Annotated in this window: 17 protein-coding genes and 4 pseudogenes; 11 read left to right on the forward strand and 10 right to left on the reverse strand. The window is 40.8% G+C overall.

What is annotated here, in order from left to right:
* Positions 1-99: 99 nt before the first annotated feature.
* On the reverse strand, positions 100-303 hold the full coding sequence (locus tag EKM61_RS12365) for a LytTR family DNA-binding domain-containing protein (protein ID WP_082924858.1): 204 nt from the start codon (positions 301-303) through the stop codon (positions 100-102).
* Positions 300-515: a hypothetical protein gene (locus tag EKM61_RS09365; RefSeq protein ID WP_042751111.1), complete on the reverse strand. Its 216-nt coding sequence runs from the start codon at positions 513-515 to the stop codon at positions 300-302. The genes EKM61_RS12365 and EKM61_RS09365 overlap by 4 nt, the downstream gene beginning before the upstream one ends.
* Positions 516-898: 383 nt before the next feature.
* On the opposite strand from EKM61_RS09365, the gene EKM61_RS09370 reads away from it, so the two are divergent.
* Together EKM61_RS09370 and spxB are read left to right on the forward strand one after the other, a co-directional pair.
* Complete coding sequence (locus tag EKM61_RS09370) at positions 899-1,366, forward strand: CinA family protein (RefSeq protein ID WP_042749389.1); 468 nt, start codon at positions 899-901, stop codon at positions 1,364-1,366.
* Between the two features lie 39 nt (positions 1,367-1,405).
* Positions 1,406-3,160, forward strand: a complete 1,755-nt coding sequence (spxB, locus tag EKM61_RS09375) for a pyruvate oxidase (RefSeq protein ID WP_068377350.1) — start codon at positions 1,406-1,408, stop codon at positions 3,158-3,160.
* Positions 3,161-3,388: 228 nt separating this feature from the next.
* Here the strand turns inward: spxB and EKM61_RS09380 are convergent.
* Positions 3,389-3,922: pseudogene (locus EKM61_RS09380) on the reverse strand (ISL3 family transposase); the annotation flags it as partial.
* A 115-nt stretch (positions 3,923-4,037) separates the two neighbouring features.
* On the opposite strand from EKM61_RS09380, the gene EKM61_RS09385 reads away from it, so the two are divergent.
* The gene (locus EKM61_RS09385; protein WP_035454452.1) at positions 4,038-4,424 is read left to right on the forward strand and encodes a hypothetical protein; all 387 of its coding nucleotides are present in this window, start codon (positions 4,038-4,040) and stop codon (positions 4,422-4,424) included.
* 131 nt (positions 4,425-4,555) lie between these two features.
* On the forward strand, positions 4,556-5,920 hold the full coding sequence (locus EKM61_RS09390; RefSeq protein WP_046041507.1) for an NAD(P)/FAD-dependent oxidoreductase: 1,365 nt from the start codon (positions 4,556-4,558) through the stop codon (positions 5,918-5,920).
* A gap of 98 nt (positions 5,921-6,018) precedes the next feature.
* Here the strand turns inward: EKM61_RS09390 and EKM61_RS09395 are convergent, their stop codons facing one another.
* From EKM61_RS09395 to ltrA, 3 genes and pseudogenes are all read right to left on the reverse strand, one after another.
* Positions 6,019-7,296, reverse strand: coding sequence for an ISL3 family transposase (locus EKM61_RS09395; protein ID WP_068377353.1), 1,278 nt, complete (start codon positions 7,294-7,296; stop codon positions 6,019-6,021).
* Between the two features lie 433 nt (positions 7,297-7,729).
* Positions 7,730-8,982: pseudogene (locus EKM61_RS09400) on the reverse strand (ISL3 family transposase).
* 227 nt (positions 8,983-9,209) lie between these two features.
* Positions 9,210-10,592 carry a group II intron reverse transcriptase/maturase gene (gene ltrA, locus EKM61_RS09410; protein WP_068377356.1) on the reverse strand — a complete coding sequence of 461 codons (1,383 nt, stop codon included), beginning with the start codon at positions 10,590-10,592 and terminating at the stop codon, positions 9,210-9,212.
* Between the two features lie 548 nt (positions 10,593-11,140).
* Here ltrA and EKM61_RS09420 point away from each other — a divergent pair.
* A pseudogene (locus tag EKM61_RS09420) lies at positions 11,141-11,203 on the forward strand (recombinase family protein); the annotation flags it as partial.
* Positions 11,204-11,296: 93 nt separating this feature from the next.
* On the forward strand, positions 11,297-11,527 hold the full coding sequence (locus EKM61_RS09425) for a hypothetical protein (protein ID WP_068377402.1): 231 nt from the start codon (positions 11,297-11,299) through the stop codon (positions 11,525-11,527).
* 55 nt (positions 11,528-11,582) lie between these two features.
* Here the strand turns inward: EKM61_RS09425 and EKM61_RS09430 are convergent, their stop codons facing one another.
* The 4 genes from EKM61_RS09430 to EKM61_RS12095 all read right to left on the reverse strand — a co-directional run bounded on the left by EKM61_RS09430 (position 11,583) and on the right by EKM61_RS12095 (position 13,098).
* Positions 11,583-11,927 carry an iron-sulfur cluster biosynthesis family protein gene (locus EKM61_RS09430; protein WP_068377400.1) on the reverse strand — a complete coding sequence of 115 codons (345 nt, stop codon included), beginning with the start codon at positions 11,925-11,927 and terminating at the stop codon, positions 11,583-11,585.
* Positions 11,928-12,503: a TetR/AcrR family transcriptional regulator gene (locus tag EKM61_RS09435; protein WP_068377398.1), complete on the reverse strand. Its 576-nt coding sequence runs from the start codon at positions 12,501-12,503 to the stop codon at positions 11,928-11,930. It abuts the gene before it with no gap.
* A 137-nt stretch (positions 12,504-12,640) separates the two neighbouring features.
* Positions 12,641-12,940 (reverse strand): GNAT family N-acetyltransferase, encoded by a 300-nt coding sequence (locus EKM61_RS09440; protein WP_068377392.1) that lies wholly within the window; start codon positions 12,938-12,940, stop codon positions 12,641-12,643.
* A complete protein-coding gene (locus tag EKM61_RS12095; protein ID WP_158234204.1) occupies positions 12,940-13,098 on the reverse strand; it encodes a hypothetical protein in 159 nt (52 codons plus the stop codon). The genes EKM61_RS09440 and EKM61_RS12095 overlap by 1 nt, the downstream gene beginning before the upstream one ends.
* 173 nt (positions 13,099-13,271) lie before the next feature.
* On the opposite strand from EKM61_RS12095, the pseudogene EKM61_RS09445 reads away from it, so the two are divergent.
* The 5 genes and pseudogenes from EKM61_RS09445 to EKM61_RS09465 form a co-directional block, all read left to right on the forward strand.
* Positions 13,272-13,436, forward strand: a pseudogene (locus EKM61_RS09445) (helix-turn-helix domain-containing protein); the annotation flags it as partial.
* A gap of 134 nt (positions 13,437-13,570) precedes the next feature.
* Positions 13,571-14,362, forward strand: coding sequence for a ParA family protein (locus EKM61_RS09450; RefSeq protein ID WP_068377391.1), 792 nt, complete (start codon positions 13,571-13,573; stop codon positions 14,360-14,362).
* Between the two features lie 71 nt (positions 14,363-14,433).
* The gene (locus EKM61_RS09455; RefSeq protein ID WP_010011603.1) at positions 14,434-14,673 is read left to right on the forward strand and encodes a hypothetical protein; all 240 of its coding nucleotides are present in this window, start codon (positions 14,434-14,436) and stop codon (positions 14,671-14,673) included.
* 26 nt (positions 14,674-14,699) lie between these two features.
* A complete protein-coding gene (locus EKM61_RS09460; RefSeq protein WP_068377388.1) occupies positions 14,700-15,077 on the forward strand; it encodes a hypothetical protein in 378 nt (125 codons plus the stop codon).
* Between the two features lie 502 nt (positions 15,078-15,579).
* Positions 15,580-16,331: replication initiator protein A (locus tag EKM61_RS09465; protein ID WP_164505767.1), on the forward strand; the 752-nt coding region annotated here is incomplete at its 3' end.

Raw genomic sequence — 16,331 nt, forward strand, 5'->3', positions numbered from 1 at the left:
TAACCTCTTTCATTTTTGTGTTGGAACATCAATGATAACAGAGATTTGTCTTGGTGTTTTTTATTTTTTCAATTAGCTGGATCTAATTGGCTAACTTGATTATAAAACGCGCGTCTTTAATTGTTTGACGTAGCGACGCGAGGTATAAGTTTTAATCTTTGTGGCTAATTTGATTTGAATCAGGCCGTTGAAGGTTAATTTAAGTTTGACGATCGTTTTAATATTGATGATCTCACTATGTGAAATACGTAAAAAGTCAGTAGGTAGTTGTTTCTCAAGCTGATATAACCGTTCTTTGATCAGATAGCGTGATGTCTTTGTTTGGTCTTAGTTTCACTATAAAAACGAATGATGTGTTGTGGTTGTAGTGGAACCATTTTTTCAGCAGTGTAGCCAATAATATAGGCAACTTCATCCTGTTGAATGTTGGCGATTGTTTGGTTGATCGCAGTGGTGATGGTGGGGGCAGCAAGAGGTGGTTGTGCTGTGCCATCAAGTACAATCGTAACTTTCACGTTTGGGACCTCCTGTGAGACGCTTTTCTATATGCTAATATACATAAGTGTAACTAGATTAAAGCGCTTTTAACTAGGTGGTTGTTTATTGCGGATAAATGGTAAAATCAACGGCTTAAACGATAGGTATATTACTTTAGTTAAGTACGCAGCTTTGCTATACTATAAGAATAAGACATATTTTCAAGTAATATGATGGCTACTGTCACTTGTTTTTAACAACGCTATTAGCAAGTATCGGATGTTAGTTAAGCAGAACTTATTTCCCGATGTCGATTGGAACTAATATCGAAGTTAAGCAAGTCCAAGTCGTATCGTTCGGAACAGCGGAAACTTTCGGTACCAAAATTATTCACTGCTGTAGAGTAGAGAAGGAATGCAATATGGATATACCGACACTAGCAAAATATTTAGCTAAACGCAAACTGACATTGACCAGCGCCGAGAGCTTAACTAGCGGGACCTTTCAAAGCCAATTAGCCGCCACACCACAGGCTAGTCAAATTTATCCAGGCGGTTTCATCACCTACGCCACCACGGCTAAAACCAAGCTACTCGGCGTGCCGGCCGCTTTGATCGCAAAATATGGCGTCGTCAGTCCTGAAGTTGCTAAAAGCATGGCCCAACAAGCGCGCAAAATTGCCGGTACTGATTTTGCGTTAGCATTTACCGGCGTGGCTGGTCCTGATAAATTGGAGGGCGTAATGGTGGGGACTGTTTGTATCGGCTTAGCTAATCCGGAAACGACGTTAGCCAAACCGTATTATTTTCCTGGTGAACCTGAGTCAGTAATGACGCAGAGCTGCCAAGCAGGGATTGATTTATTGGTCCAGACAATCCAGGCAAGTTAGCCGGTTGTCGATCAAAAAATGAAACGGAGGATTTTGATTATGGCAAATACAATTAACTCAGGTATTGCAGCATTACGGACCCTTGAAAGCTGGCATGTCGATCATATTTATGGCATCCCAGGTGGAACGGTCAACAACCTGATGTACGCTTTGGACGCTGAAAAAGACCGCATCAAATATATTCATGTTCGTCACGAAGAAGTCGGTGCCTTGGCGGCTGTTGCGGATACCAAGCTAACCGGTCACATCGGTGTTGCTTTCGGTTCAGCCGGTCCCGGTGCTACTCATCTGTACCAAGGCGCTTACGATGCAATGGCGGATAAAGTCCCAGCCTTATTCATCGTTGGCCAAACCCCACAAGCACTCATGAACCAAGATTTCTTCCAAGAATTTGATGAAAACCCATGGTTCAAAGATGCTGGCGTTTACGCTCGAACTGTTATGACCGCTGAAAGTTTACCGCATATCCTTGATGAAGCTATTCGCCGTGCGTTTGCGCAACACGGGCCAGCTTTCGTTACCATTCCAAATGATCTGGCAGACAAAGAGATCCCGGCTGACGGCTACTATAGCTCAGCTAAGAACTTTGCTAGACCAGAATTAGGTGCCGGTTCCGACGAGCAAATCAACCAAGCTTTGGATTTGATTAAACAAGCTAAGAAGCCAATCCTTTACGTGGGCCAAGGAACCTATGGCGCTGCTGATGAAGTCATGCAATTCGCTAAGAAATTCCAAATTCCAGTCATTACGACCGCTTTAGGCAAGGAAATTATTCCTTATGATTTCGAAGCTTTGCTGGGATCGGCTTTTCGAGTTGCTTCCAAGCCAGCTAACGAAGCGCTTCAAGAGACTGACCTTATGTTGTTTGTTGGTTCCAATTATCCGTTTGCCGAAGTCATGTTTAAACCTAATGTTAAATTCATCCAAATTGACAACAATCCACAAGTACTTGGTAAACGTCACAAGACCGATGTTGCCATTTTAGCCGACGCCAAGAAATCGTTGCAACGGTTCATTGAGTTAGGCGAAGACAGCCAACCATCTGCCTGGTATGCAGCCAATTTTGATAATGCTGCCAACTGGCATCAATACAATGATGACATGATGAATCGAACGGATGGTGATTTTCGGTTTGAGCCTGCGTTTAAAGAAATTAATCGAATTTCTGAAGATGATGCCATTTACTCAATTGATGTTGGCGATGTCACCCAAAACGCGGTTCGGTTGCTCAAAGTGAATGGCAAACAACCTTGGATCACCTCAGGACTATTTGCCACAATGGGTGTCGGCCTACCCGGATCAATTGCCGCAAAGCTGAGCTATCCAAATCGTCAAGTCTTTAATTTAGCTGGTGACGGTGCAGCTGCCATGGTCATGCAGGATCTCAGCACCCAAGTTGCCTACCACTTACCAGTCATCAACGTTGTCTTCTCTAATGACGCCCTTGGCTTTATTGAAGATGAGCAAGAGGATGACAACCACGAGTGGTTCGGTATTAGCCTGCCACAGACTGATTTTGCTAAAGTAGCTGAAGGTCAGGGCATGACTGGCATCACCGTTGACAAAGTTGATCAAATGAAACCTGCTTTTGATAAGGCCGTTGAGCTAACTAAAGCTGGCAAGCCAGTCTTAATTGATATCAAGATTACCAATGAGCGACCAATTCCAGTTGAAAAATTGACATTAGACGCTGATAAATATGATAAAAAGACAATTGATGATTTCAAGAAACGTTATTATGCTGAAAAATTAGTCCCATTAAGTGACTACTTGAAGAAGCACAACGTTCAGTAACTCAATAAGTGAATAATCCTTTAATATTATTCACTCAAAATGATATTGACTGTCAAACGTATGTTATAATGATTAGTGTATTCGCTAGGTAAGCCGAACCGCTTAAAACGCGGCGGCACAGATCAGAATTATCTAAAAGAAAGTCCCCGCTACCACGCCATCTGACGCCAACAGGGACTTTTTTGGGCTCTTTGTCAAATCCTGTTGATAGAGAGTAAATGAATAGAATCAGGCAGTCATTAAAAGGCTGTTTGGTTCTTTTTCTTTATATTGATTTTCCTCTAAACGAATTCTGGTTAATAGATTGATAAAATTGGAATAGCCGAAAGCTGTTCGTTCGATTTGTTTGATTTTGCGATTGAAGCCTTCAAGACAGCCGTTAGAATAAGGTAGAGCTGCTCCGTTAAGCACCGCTTTTAGATTGTATTTAAAAGTTAGCAGCGTCTTATGCATTAGGGTTCCAATTGAATCTTTGCTGGTAATCAATGATTTAAGCTCATGCGTATTGCCAGTTTCAACGGCTTGAATAAAGCTTTGCATCAGGTTATATGAATTCTCTAAAGTAGTGCTGGTGTTAATGCCTTCTGTAACTACTTGTGCTTGAGTTAAGCAGTCTTTGTAATGCCAGTTGTAGCGAGGATGAACTTTTTCAAGCTCATCAAACTTCTTCAAGTATAATTTCCAGGGAGATTTGAGTAGCTGATACTGTCTGGATCTTTTATCAAAGGTCTTCATGACTTGGACTCTCAGTGAGTTAAAAGAAAAATATTTGGAAAAGTTGCAACGAATTATCCAGCAATATTAATTTTGAAATTCTGTCATAACTTGGCGGTGTTTAGGAATATAGTTGAATAGCAGAACATAGGAGGTAAAAATCATGACAAAAATAATGAACGAAGATTTTTTAGATGTTTTACAAGACAAAGGGCCGGCAACGATTGTCTCGATTAATGGTAATCCAGCTAGCGTAGTTAATACTTGGTCACAATATATTAACGTGGTTTCTGATGATATAATTTTGATTCCAGCTGCGGGGATGCACTCGATTGAACAAGATTTTGAAAAAGATCCAAAACATGAACTGATCATTACGATTGGTTCTTACAATTATTCAGGAACCGCTGGAATGGGTCGCGGTTATCATATTCATGGCAGTGGTCAATTCATTAATGAAGGCGCATATTTTGACCAAATGAAAGCCCAATTTGATTGGATTCGCACTGTATTAGTTGTGAAGATTCATGATGTTGAGCAGAAGATATAGCAAAAAAGTTTGGAGCGTCAACTCCAAACTTTTATTTTTAATCAATTTATTGAGCAAAATATGATAGACATTAAGTAATAAGTGTTACCCTTGAAAATGTAATGAAGAAACTATTGTGTTAGGAGGATTTTATGGATAAACGTAAAATTGTAATTGTTGGTGCTTCACATGGTGGTCATGAATCAGCAATTGAGCTGTTGGATAAATATAATGATGTAGATGTAACTGTTTATGAAGCTGGCGACTTTATTTCATTTATGTCCTGTGGTATGCAATTATACTTAGAAAATAAAGTTACGGCTGAAGATGACGTCAGAAACTTTGCTCCTGAAGATGTTGAAAAGAAGGGCGGTCATGTTTATGCCAACCATGAAGTAACTGCGATTCATCCTGAACATAAGACAGTAACAGTTAAGGATTTAACCAATAATTCTGAAGAAGAAGTTCAATATGATAAGTTAATTCTTTCATCAGGTGTAACGCCAAAGTTTTTACCAGTACCTGGCAATGATCTTAAGAATATCTATTTAATGCGTGGACGTGATTGGGCTTCTAAGTTAATGAGTGCTGTTAACAATCCAGCAATTAAGAATGTTGCTATTGTTGGTGCTGGTTATATTGGTACTGAAGCTAGTGAAGTATTTGCTAAAGCTGGCAAGCATGTAACTTTAATGGACATGATTGATCGTCCATTAGGAACTTACTTGAACCCTGAATTGCTTGATGTTTTGGAACCTACCTTTAAGAAGAATATGGACTTGAAGATGGGCGTTAAAATTGAAGGCTTCAACGGTAATGAAAAAGTTGAAAGCGTCAAGACCGATCAAGGCGATATACCAGCTGACTTGGTTGTTGTTTCAGCAGGGGTAACTCCTAATACTGATTGGCTAAAGGACACAGTTGATTTAGATCAAAGAGGCTGGATTAAGACTGATCCATACTTGAGAACGAATGTTAAAGACGTTTACGCTATTGGAGATGCAATTTTGCCACTTTCTATTCCAGCAGGTAAGCCAATGCCAATTGCTTTAGCTACTACTGCTAGAAGAGAAGCACAATATGTGGTTGATCATATCTTTGAAGATAAGCCAGATCGCGCTTTCAAGGGTGTTATCGGTGCTTCAGCTCTTAGCGTCTTTGACTATCACTTCGCTACTGCGGGATTAAATAAGTTTTCAGCTGCTAAGAATAAGCTTGATTATCAAACTAGCTTCTATGAAGATCATATGCGTCCAGCTTATGTCCCAGAAGCAGATAATCCTAAGGTATATGTCAGCTTAACCTTTAATCCATATACTCACCAAATCTTAGGCGGTGCTGTCCTTTCTAAGTATGATATTACTGCTCAAGGCAATGTTTTAGCTTTGGCAATTAGTCATAAGATGCGCTTGGAAGACTTGGCTGAACAAGACTTCTTCTTCCAACCAGGATTTGACCGTCAATGGAGTTTGCTTAACCTAGCTGCTCAACATGCATTAGGTATGGCAAGATTCTAATTTAATCGTTAATAAAAATAAATTATAAAGATAAAAACTAGTCATGTTTTTTAACGGCTCTTTGTCAAATCCTGTTGATAGAGAGTAAATGAATAGAATCAGGCAGTCATTAAAAGGCTGTTTGGTTCTTTTTCTTTATATTGATTTTCCTCTAAACGAATTCTGGTTAATAGATTGATAAAATTGGAATAGCCGAAAGCTGTTCGTTCGATTTGTTTGATTTTGCGATTGAAGCCTTCAAGACAGCCGTTAGAATAAGGTAGAGCTGCTCCGTTAAGCACCGCTTTTAGATTGTATTTAAAAGTTAGCAGCGTCTTATGCATTAGGGTTCCAATTGAATCTTTGCTGGTAATCAATGATTTAAGCTCATGCGTATTGCCAGTTTCAACGGCTTGAATAAAGCTTTGCATCAGGTTATATGAATTCTCTAAAGTAGTGCTGGTGTTAATGCCTTCTGTAACTACTTGTGCTTGAGTTAAGCAGTCTTTGTAATGCCAGTTGTAGCGAGGATGAACTTTTTCAAGCTCATCAAACTTCTTCAAGTATAATTTCCAGGGAGATTTGAGTAGCTGATACTGTCTGGATCTTTTATCAAAGGTCTTCATGACTTGGACTCTCAGTGAGTTAAAAGAACGAGTAAGCATTTGAATCATGTGAAAGCGATCGATGACAATCTGAGCATTAGGGAAACAGGCTCTGACAATGTCCTGATAGTAAAAGTTGAGATCCATCGTAACGGTTCTAACGTTGGCTCTGGCTTGAGGCGAAAAACGTCCAAAATACTTAAGCAGATTCTTCTTATAACGCGTTCTAAGAATCTGCACGACTTGATGACTATCGCCGTCTAAGCAGATAAAGTGCAGCTGACGATCAACGCCTTTGAATTCATCGAAAGCCAAATGAGCTGGCAGATACTCATAGCTGTCAAGGAAACGGTGAGAGCAGCTGCCTAAAACTCTTTGAACAGTGTTGACAGAAACATTGTTTTCGCTGGCAATGCTGGTCATCGAACGATCTTCAGTTAACGCAGACAAAATTTTTAGCTTAGAGGCATTAGAAATAGAACAGTACTTGCTTGCCAATTCTGATTGGGCCATTGACCAGCGACTGCAATCACGGCATCTAACTCGCTGCTTAGCCAGTCTAATAGTTACTGGATGGCTGGCATTAGCTGTTAAATAGCGAATGTTGGTAATCAGATGTCCATTATGCAGGAGAGCCAAGGAGCCACAGTAAGGACAAGCAGGCTGAATCAATTCTGCTTCATAGATTTTGTGCTTTTTCATCTGGACCATTTTGTAGAAATAGTCTTTGAAAACAATATTTTCGTCTTTAATATCAAGCTCGAATTTAATACAATGATTAAGAGAGGACATAGAAATCACCTTTATTTATAAAATGTTTAGTAGGATAGATTTTTTATTACAGGGGACTATGTCCTCCTTTTTTATGCAATAAAAAACCTGTTAACTGCTGGTACTGCAGGCACCGCGGGCACTGCCGGTACTGCCGGTACTGCCGAAACCGCCCCAACTGCGCCTACTGAACCAAGCAAGCCAACTACTCCAACTTGCCAGCGTTACGTTGTGGTTGTAATTATCCGGGTTCACTACTACAGTTACCGCAGCTACAGCTGCCGCCCATTCTTCGCAGCGAACCGTTGCTTCCGCTCCTGCGCTTGGATGCCATTCTTCTTCTAAGCCGGCAGCTCTGACTTAAGTACATTTTTTTGGCTCTACGTCAACTGGTGTTGAAGAATAAATTTATCATTTGAGGCGGTTCTCCATTTGGGGAGCCGTCTTTGTCATGTTATGCCGTGATTTGGTAGATTCGTTTGAAGAAGTTCAGCTGATTCTTGAAGCCAAAACAGGATCGTTTGAGTGACTTGATGAGGCGGTTAACCCCTTCGATCGGACCGTTGGAATAAGGGCTGGTGACAGCGGCGAGAACAGCGACTTTGTGTCGCTTAAGCGTCGCGATCGTCATGTCCATTGCCGTACCGTTTGGCTCGTAAGTAGCTAACAGGTTTGCCAGTTCCGCGGGATGTTTCTTTACCATCAAAGCATCATGAAGCGCTAAGTAGGTCTCGTAGGTTTGCTTGAGCTTGGGCTCAGTATCAAGTGCGATATCGATGGCCTCCTGTTGCGTGACGTCTTCATTCAAACCAAACAGGAACTGTTTGTGTTTAGCGTCAGGCGCAGTTTGATGAAAAAGCCGCCAGTTTGTCTTCATGATCTTATAAGGACGGCTGTGCTTGTCATCAAGCTGTTTGAGCGCTTGGACGCGTACCTGATCAAGGGCACGAGCCGCGAGTTGAATGATATGGAACCGATCAATGACGACTTGGGCCTTGGGGAAAACCTCATGAATAATCGTCTGATAAGCTGCATTCATGTCCATGGTGACCGTCTGGACCCGAGTGCGTTCAGCGAGTGAATAATGAGCGATGAAGAAGTTTTTAATCGTGCGATTGAATCGGTCACCAAGCAAGGCAATCAGACGATGTGAATCGGCATCAAGACAGATAAACGACATCATGCCATGAGTGGAACGGAACTCATCAAAGCAGAGTCGCGTGGGTAGCCGACGAGCCGGTCGGAGTTTGAGATTTTGGTCAATGATCCGTTGAACCGAGGAGGCTGAGATTCCGATAATACGGGCGACGGTTTTGACCGGCAACCGTTCATGCGCTAACTTCATGATTCGTTCTGTCATGTGAGCGGCGATCGTGTGGTTGGGTTGCACGAGTGGCGTCTTGGCACTGACTGTGTGGTAACAGTTATGACAGCGCCATCGTTGCTTGTGCAAGTCAATGACTGTCGGCATTTCAACCCCGTTGAGGACGCGCACGTGGGCCGTGTAAAACCCGTTAGGGTGCAAGGCCTCAAAGCCACAAAGCCACACAGTGGGCACCGGGTTAACCGGTAAGTCAGCTCGGCATCAATCACATGATACTGGCGGCGACGTACCCCGTTGCCGCGATATTCATGACGAACAAAGGCTACTTTGATATTATGGTCTGGTATTCCAAGGACGGACAGTGTAGGATCGTATTGGGACATTTACTCATAACCTCGCTTGCTTTTGGTTTCGACGCTAACAAGCATAGCATGGACACTGAGTAGGTGTCTTTTTGCGTTATCCAAAAAGGGCCTATACGTTCAGTGTTGATTATTTCTCAACACCAGAAAGTGTAGACCCATAAATCGAGTAGGAGATAATTGATTAGTTCAATTATCGACCTCTCACACCACCGTACGTACGGTTCCGTATACGGCGGTTCGACAACTTAATCACATTGAATTGACTGGAGCGTCTTGGACATATTCATAAGTCCGAGTTGTTCCAGTTTTCTATTAGTTAGAGAATAGCTCAAGGTCTTACTATGTGCAGTTCGCCAGTAGCCCTTTCGGGTACTAGCGAAGACATATGCATCATGCTGGGACAGCCCCAACTTCTGTAAGTTAGTTACCTTAGTTTTAAACTTTTTCCATTGCTTCCAAATATACTGCCTTATTCGGACCCTCAACCACTTGTCAAGGCGTTGAATAAAGTTAGTTAGTTTCCCAATTGAGTAGTACTGAAGCCACCCACGCATTTTTCGATGAATTTCTTCAAACATTCTTGTCAGAGATATTCCACGATTACGTTTAGTTAATAACTTCAGTGCTTTCTTTACTCGTTGTTGCGATTGTTTAGCTGGACGGGCGTAGGCCCCATTGTGGTCTACACCCAACGAAAAGCCAAGAAACTTCAACCGTAGCGGGCTACCGACTTTGGTTTTATCTGGGTTCACTTTAACTTTCAAGCGCTTTTCTAGAAACTGGGTAATGCTTCGCATTACTCGTTCTCCGGCTCGTTGACTTTTAACATAGATGTTACAATCATCCGCATAGCGCACAAAGTGATGACCACGTCTAGTCAACTCTTCGTCCAACTCATTTAGATAGATGTTCGCCAGTAGTGGTGACAATGGCCCTCCTTGTGGGGTTCCTTTTTCACTCTTAGCGAAAAGCCCATGGTCTAAGACTCCGCTAGTTAGAAACTTACGAATGAGTCTTAGTGTCCATGGGTCATCAATATATTGTTGGAGATACTTAATCATCAAGTCATGATTAACGTTATCAAAATAGGCTTTTAGGTCTAAGTCGACAACTCTTCGATAACCTTGATTATAAAGATCTACTACTTTTACAATAGCGTCATGGGCCCCACGGTGGGGACGAAAGCCAAAACTATTATCAGAGAAAACGCGCTCAAAGATAGGTGTAAGAATTTGGGCCACAGCTTGTTGAACCATTCGGTCCACCACCGTTGGTATTCCAAGTCTTCTTACTCCACCATTAGGCTTCGGAATTTCTACCCGTTTGACTGGAGCTGGTTTATACTTGCCCTCACGCAAACTAGCGATCAGTTCCGTCTTATTTTCTCTGAGATATGGCAGAAGGTCATTGACTGTCATATCGTCAACACCTGCTGCTCCTTTATTTCTCTTAACTCGCAAATAAGCCTGATTAAGGTTATTGCGATCCAAGACCAGGTCTTGGATAGTGACACTCATACCTTTACCTTCACCATAACCGGTACTACGCGCCCTTGTGTACTTTCGGTTTTCCAAACCTATCCTCGACAAGCGGTCAGCTTGTTGTTCTGTTTTCTGCGATTGTCGCACCTGATTACACCTCCGATATAAGTTACAAGTTATTGTCGTTCAGTCCTTCATCTGATTATTCAAACTACTATGACCTCGGCTGACTTCTGGCTTACTCAACACTGCATCACTGCACCGCTTGTTTCTGTGGAAATTAAACTTATTCCTCTTGTCGGAAACGTGTAGGCCAGATCTCCCCGGGTAAGAATATTAGCTTTCGTACCATGTCATCGTTAGCTTTACTGAGACCAACTTCGAGTAGTATTGGACTTCAACTTGTCTAGCAGCCTTATCCAGTTAATTTCAGCCTTATAGCTACTTCTTGTTCATCGATGCAGTACTTTGCCTTAGACTTCCTTCAGATTCCACCTCACGGTGGACACCCTTGTCCTCAGCTCATGGTTCCGACTACTACGGCCCATAGCGGACTTTCACCACCTAGCTAATACCCATGCCGGGCGCACTAGCGCAAAAAGACCACTAGGGTATACCCTAGTGGCCTTTTTTATTTCTGTGCTATACTAGGAATTACAAGTGTTCATTAGAGCTGTCCAAAAGGAGAACTGGAAATGGCTAAAATCGGTTATGCGCGTGTGAGTTCCAAGGAGCAACATTTAGATCGACAGTTATCATAAACGACAACAAACGCTCAATCAAAACTAGGTATTAAACAAAAACTCGGGGGAATTACATGCTCATTTTTATGCGCCGTTTGATCGGTATTTATGCACTTATTTATCTCATTTTACCTTGGTTCAACGTTCGCAAAGGCGGCGGTAGGCGATTTTCCCACTAATGCGACGATTCCGTTCTTGGTAATTGGAATGGTGATAATTTCAAGCGGTGCGTTACTGGCAGGACGGCGAATGTTTGGCGCTGCTATTCATTGGTCACATCACCTGCTTCGCCTCGCCATTGAAATTATCTTGCTCGTCTTGTTTCTAATTGCCAGCTAAACTAAAAAAGCTTCTAAACTTGCACAGACTTGAACTGGCTAGTTTGGAAGTTTTTTTATAGGTGAATAATATTCAGGTTTGGTTCCAAAATTGCCTGATCACTGTGCAACTCGAGGCAATTTTGAACTTTCTTATACGTAATCTCCATGTTCTCATCTAAATAAAACGCCGTATCATCCGTAAAGTATACTGGCCCAAGCGATGTTTGTAATTGTTCAGTAAAGTCGTCGGGTATCTTTGCTTGTGGACAGATGAATATTCGATACAGTAGTCCGTTTTCTAACAAGACCGGCGATAATGGTCCGATCCCATCATCTAGATCTAGCAAAAGTACCTCCTTCGCTGCCATTTTTGACGCCAATTTTTCCTGTGCTTCATGTGAAAATGAAAGTTTCATCATTTATCCCTCCGCCTTAAACATTGCCAACGTAGTGTTAACCGTTTCATTAATGGCCTGTGACTGCCGACCGTTTGCTAAATCAATCTGGATTCCGTTATGAATCGTTCGTAGCATACTGGCTAATTGTGCTTGTCTTGAAGTAGTCAAACTGATTGCCGGTAATTGTGACAAGAGTCGTTCAAACGCCGATGTTAAGTGATCAAACAGGGTATTGTAAGTGACCGTTAACTCAGCTGATTGGTCATGATGCTCACTAATTGAATTAATGACCATACAACCCTTTGGATAAGTCGCTAATGGCCAGTTGATAATTAACAATTGTTTCATTTTTGTCCAAACATCACTCTCACTTGCCATGATGTCATCAATCTCGCTGTCGGCCATCCCAACATAATGCTTCAGTGCTTTTAAATACAAAGCATCCTTATTGCCAAACGTATTGTATAAGCTCTGTGCTTTCACACCCGTTTGCGTCGCTAAGTCTCTTATTGCTGTTTGGTTAAACCCGGCTTGCCAAAAAATAATCATTGCCTGTTCTAACAGGTCATCTTCTTCAAATTGTCGCTGTCTTGGCATGTGTTTTCTTCTTTCTTTAACAACTGTTCAAAAACATTATAATCTATTTTGAACAATAGTTAAAGAATAAAGTGACTATTTCAATTAAAAAAAAGCAACAGTCACAAATGACCGTTGCTTCGCCAAAACTAAATTCACTAACTTTTAAATCGTGACCAACGACGCGCATCGACTGAGCCGCCTACCAAAGTAATAGCATTGGGTAAAATCTCCTGTTCTTCAAAGCCACAGGCATGCGCCACCCCCAAACTCGCCTGATTATGAGTCGCAATTTTCAAATCAATTCTTTTAAGATGCAAGTCTTCAAAACCATAGCGGACGAGGCGTTCAACGGAAGCACGCATGATGCCGCGACCCTGCGCATCTTCACTTAGCCAGTAACCAATCTCAGCCGTTTGATTGATTCTATCTAATTCAACAAAGCTGATTCTACCCACTAGCCATTCTTGCCAATAAATACTAAATTGCGTGGACTGTCCGCGGTCAGCCACTTACCAAGGTATTGCTGGTTTTGCGTAATTAGCTGAAAGTACGCTGGGGCTTCACTTTGCTGCAAAGAACTAAGTTTGAGTTGGTTATTAACTTGTAAGATCATTGCTCATCATCTCTTTATCAGCTTCTGATTTTTAAATTTTTCAAATCTATGTCCATAACATTAAACACTGAGCTGAAGGCGCTGTTTAAGAAAATCATGACCAGAATCTGTCACCACCAACGCTCGCGCATCTTTGCCACGGACCAAGTACTCATGATCCAACAAAAACGTTAGAATACCATGACCGCAAACCTCAATACGCTGAAGATGATCCCCGTTTGCAACATGCTTTTAAGCTTTATCAGGCAGGCATGAGTGACATAGACATTGCTCGGAATACCGGGATCAAGCGGACAACTTTTATTCGATATCGTAAAAAACTTAATATCAAGAGATAGGACACTTAGCTAGCACATGCTAATTATTCATGAATATAAAACATATGTATCATTTGCAAATATATGTGTTATGCGTTATTATACATGTAGTGATATTTATTAAGCTTACTTAGCATGTATGAGGAGGGACACTAATGGAAATTATTACATTTTCAGCTATAAAAGGCGGCGTTGGCAAAACGACCCTAGCTTTTAATTATGGTGAGTGGTTAGCAAAAAATGGCAAGCATGTTTTATTTATTGACTTAGACCACCAAAGTAATTTAACCCAGATTTACAACATTTACGACAATCAAGACACCGTTGGCAACATTTTCTTAGATCGAGGGAAAGTCAAAATACATGAAATAAGTGCTTATATTAGTCTAATTGCCGGAGACATGCACCTTGACGATATTGAGCGTACCATTGAAAATAAGACTAACAAAAACATGTTCCTCTATATGTGGTTGTCAGATAATTATGAACGTTTAAATTTAGGAAAATTCGAGTATATTATTTTGGATTGTCACCCAGATTTTTCTACTGCTACCAAGAATGCAGTCATCATTAGTAATGCTATCCTTAGTCCAATCACGCCCAGTGAACATGGGTATAATGCAAAATTTAACCTAGAAGAAAGAATTAACGAATTACGCAAAGAAGCCATTGATTACTCTACTAGAAAATCTTATGTCACGACCAAATTATTTTTTATCGCCAACATGGTTAAACACAACACAAGATCATCTCGCGAGTTATTAAAAGCCTTAAAAGGCGATCCCAGTGTATTGGCTACAGTTCCAGAAAAGGAGCTATTCAATCGTTCAACGTTGGATAAAAAATCTCTTTCAAAAATGGCTGAAGACCACAAAACATATATTGATCAACATGAATTTTTCGACGGTATGGACAAAACATTTAATGAAATCACGGAAAAATTATAAATATTTCGTACACGTATCAATCACATGTATACTCAATACGTGTGCATGTGAATTATAAAGGAGGACTACCTATGGCATTCGATCCAGAGAACAAAAACATAAAAAAGGCACTACAAAAAAATGAAACAGAACAGCCAACTGATACTAAAGATAAACTTGTTATTCCTGTTTTTAAAGATGAAGAGGAACGTACTAAGAACTATACCTTTTCACTTCAACCTAGCGCACGCAAAAGACTTGATGGTCTGGCCAAAGAACATAATTTTAAGTCTGCCTCCAAATTTTTAAATGAGCTTATAAAAAATATGTGATGTCACTTTAAGGGGGGGGAGTCGTTATGGGAATTTCAATAAGTGTTATATTTTTGTTTGCCAGCCTTATTGTCTTTTGGATAATCCCAGCCATTGGAATTGCAAAAAATCACCTGGTAGATGACCGCTTTTTTATTCGACAGTGGTTATTTCCAATGCAGTATTGGTTACAGCTATTATTTGAACGAATCAGCGGTAACCGTCGTATTGTCGTAAGAATTTTACAAATAATGTCCCTGTTTATCACGTATTTTGGCGGGTTGCTTATGCTCATGATTTTCAGTGTTTTTGATGGAAATTTGCTTAAACACCCCGAAGCATTTTTACTTTTCGAATATTTACTGGTATCTTCTATCGCTTACTGGTTTCAACCAAAAGCTGGCAAAGTATACAAGACCAAATAAAGTTGCCGCTTGGTAAGCGCTATGCTAGACTAATATTAATTTAACAACCGAATAAAAAGATCAAGCTAAACAGAAAAATCCCTGATTCACGAGGAATCAGGGGTTTTGGGTTTAGCAAGTAGCTATAAGGCAGCTACTTAGATTCAGTCGATTTTCACCGCCAAGTTAAAATCGGCTGAACATTGTTCTTAATTTGTAGGTTAATTATACCGCAAACCAGTCCCCGAGGACAAGTTAAGGATAGTTAAAAACAAATTGAAGTCAATGGACTAAGTAGCTAACTGAAGCTATTTAGTCCATTTTTGTTGTTAGAAATTAAAAAAGTTGCCTACTGGGCAACTCACAAACAGACACATGCTGATGAATTTGCAAAGCCTCACCGCTAAATGAATGCTTTGTAATTCAGTTAGAGCATATCAGATTTGTATTTTAAAGCAAATCAAATGTTTTAGCAACTCTCTTTTGAGACAGCGTGTGTCAGTCAAGAAAGGGAGTTTTAATTATGACAAAATCAACAAATTTCAATTACTATGAAGCCAATAATGTATATGGAGCCTTGTTTTTCCAGTTCCCTAAGGTATTAATGTATGGCGAGCAATACAAACATTTAAGCAATGACGCTAAATTAGCCTATATGGTACTGAAAGACCGATTAGAGTATTCTTTGCGCAACAACTGGGTTGATAGTGAAGGACACGTCTACTTTATCTTCACCAATCAAGAATTAATGGACTTGTTCAATTGTTCAAAGGGAAAAGTCATCAAAATAAAAACAGAGCTGGAATCAATCGGATTACTCGTTCAGAAACAAATGGGCTTTAACCCGAAAACTAAAAAGAATGAACCGAATCGCTTATATCTGTCCAAGCTCGATGTGAAAGCAACCGATGTCTATTTACGCGGTGAATATAGTCAAAACAGCCCTCAAACCCTTGCTACGAGCGGAAGTTCAAAAAATGAACTTCCGCGGGAGACCGTTGAAACCCTTGCTACGAGCGGAAGTTCAAAAAATGGACTTCCGCATAAGTTCGTTGACAGCAGCCCTCAAACCCTTGCTACGAGCGGAAGTTCAAAAAATGGACTTAATCTATATAAAGAACCTAAAGAAAAAGATAAACATAGATACAATATAGATACTCAAAAGTTGGACTTTTCCACAGCCAACTTCTCATCAGCCGAAATTCAAAAGCAAAACCAGGATTTGGTGAACCATGCTAATGATTTCTTAACTGATGAAGACAGTGGCTTACCGGT

The sequence above is a fragment of the Loigolactobacillus backii genome (assembly GCF_003946275.1).
Classification (GTDB): domain Bacteria; phylum Bacillota; class Bacilli; order Lactobacillales; family Lactobacillaceae; genus Loigolactobacillus; species Loigolactobacillus backii.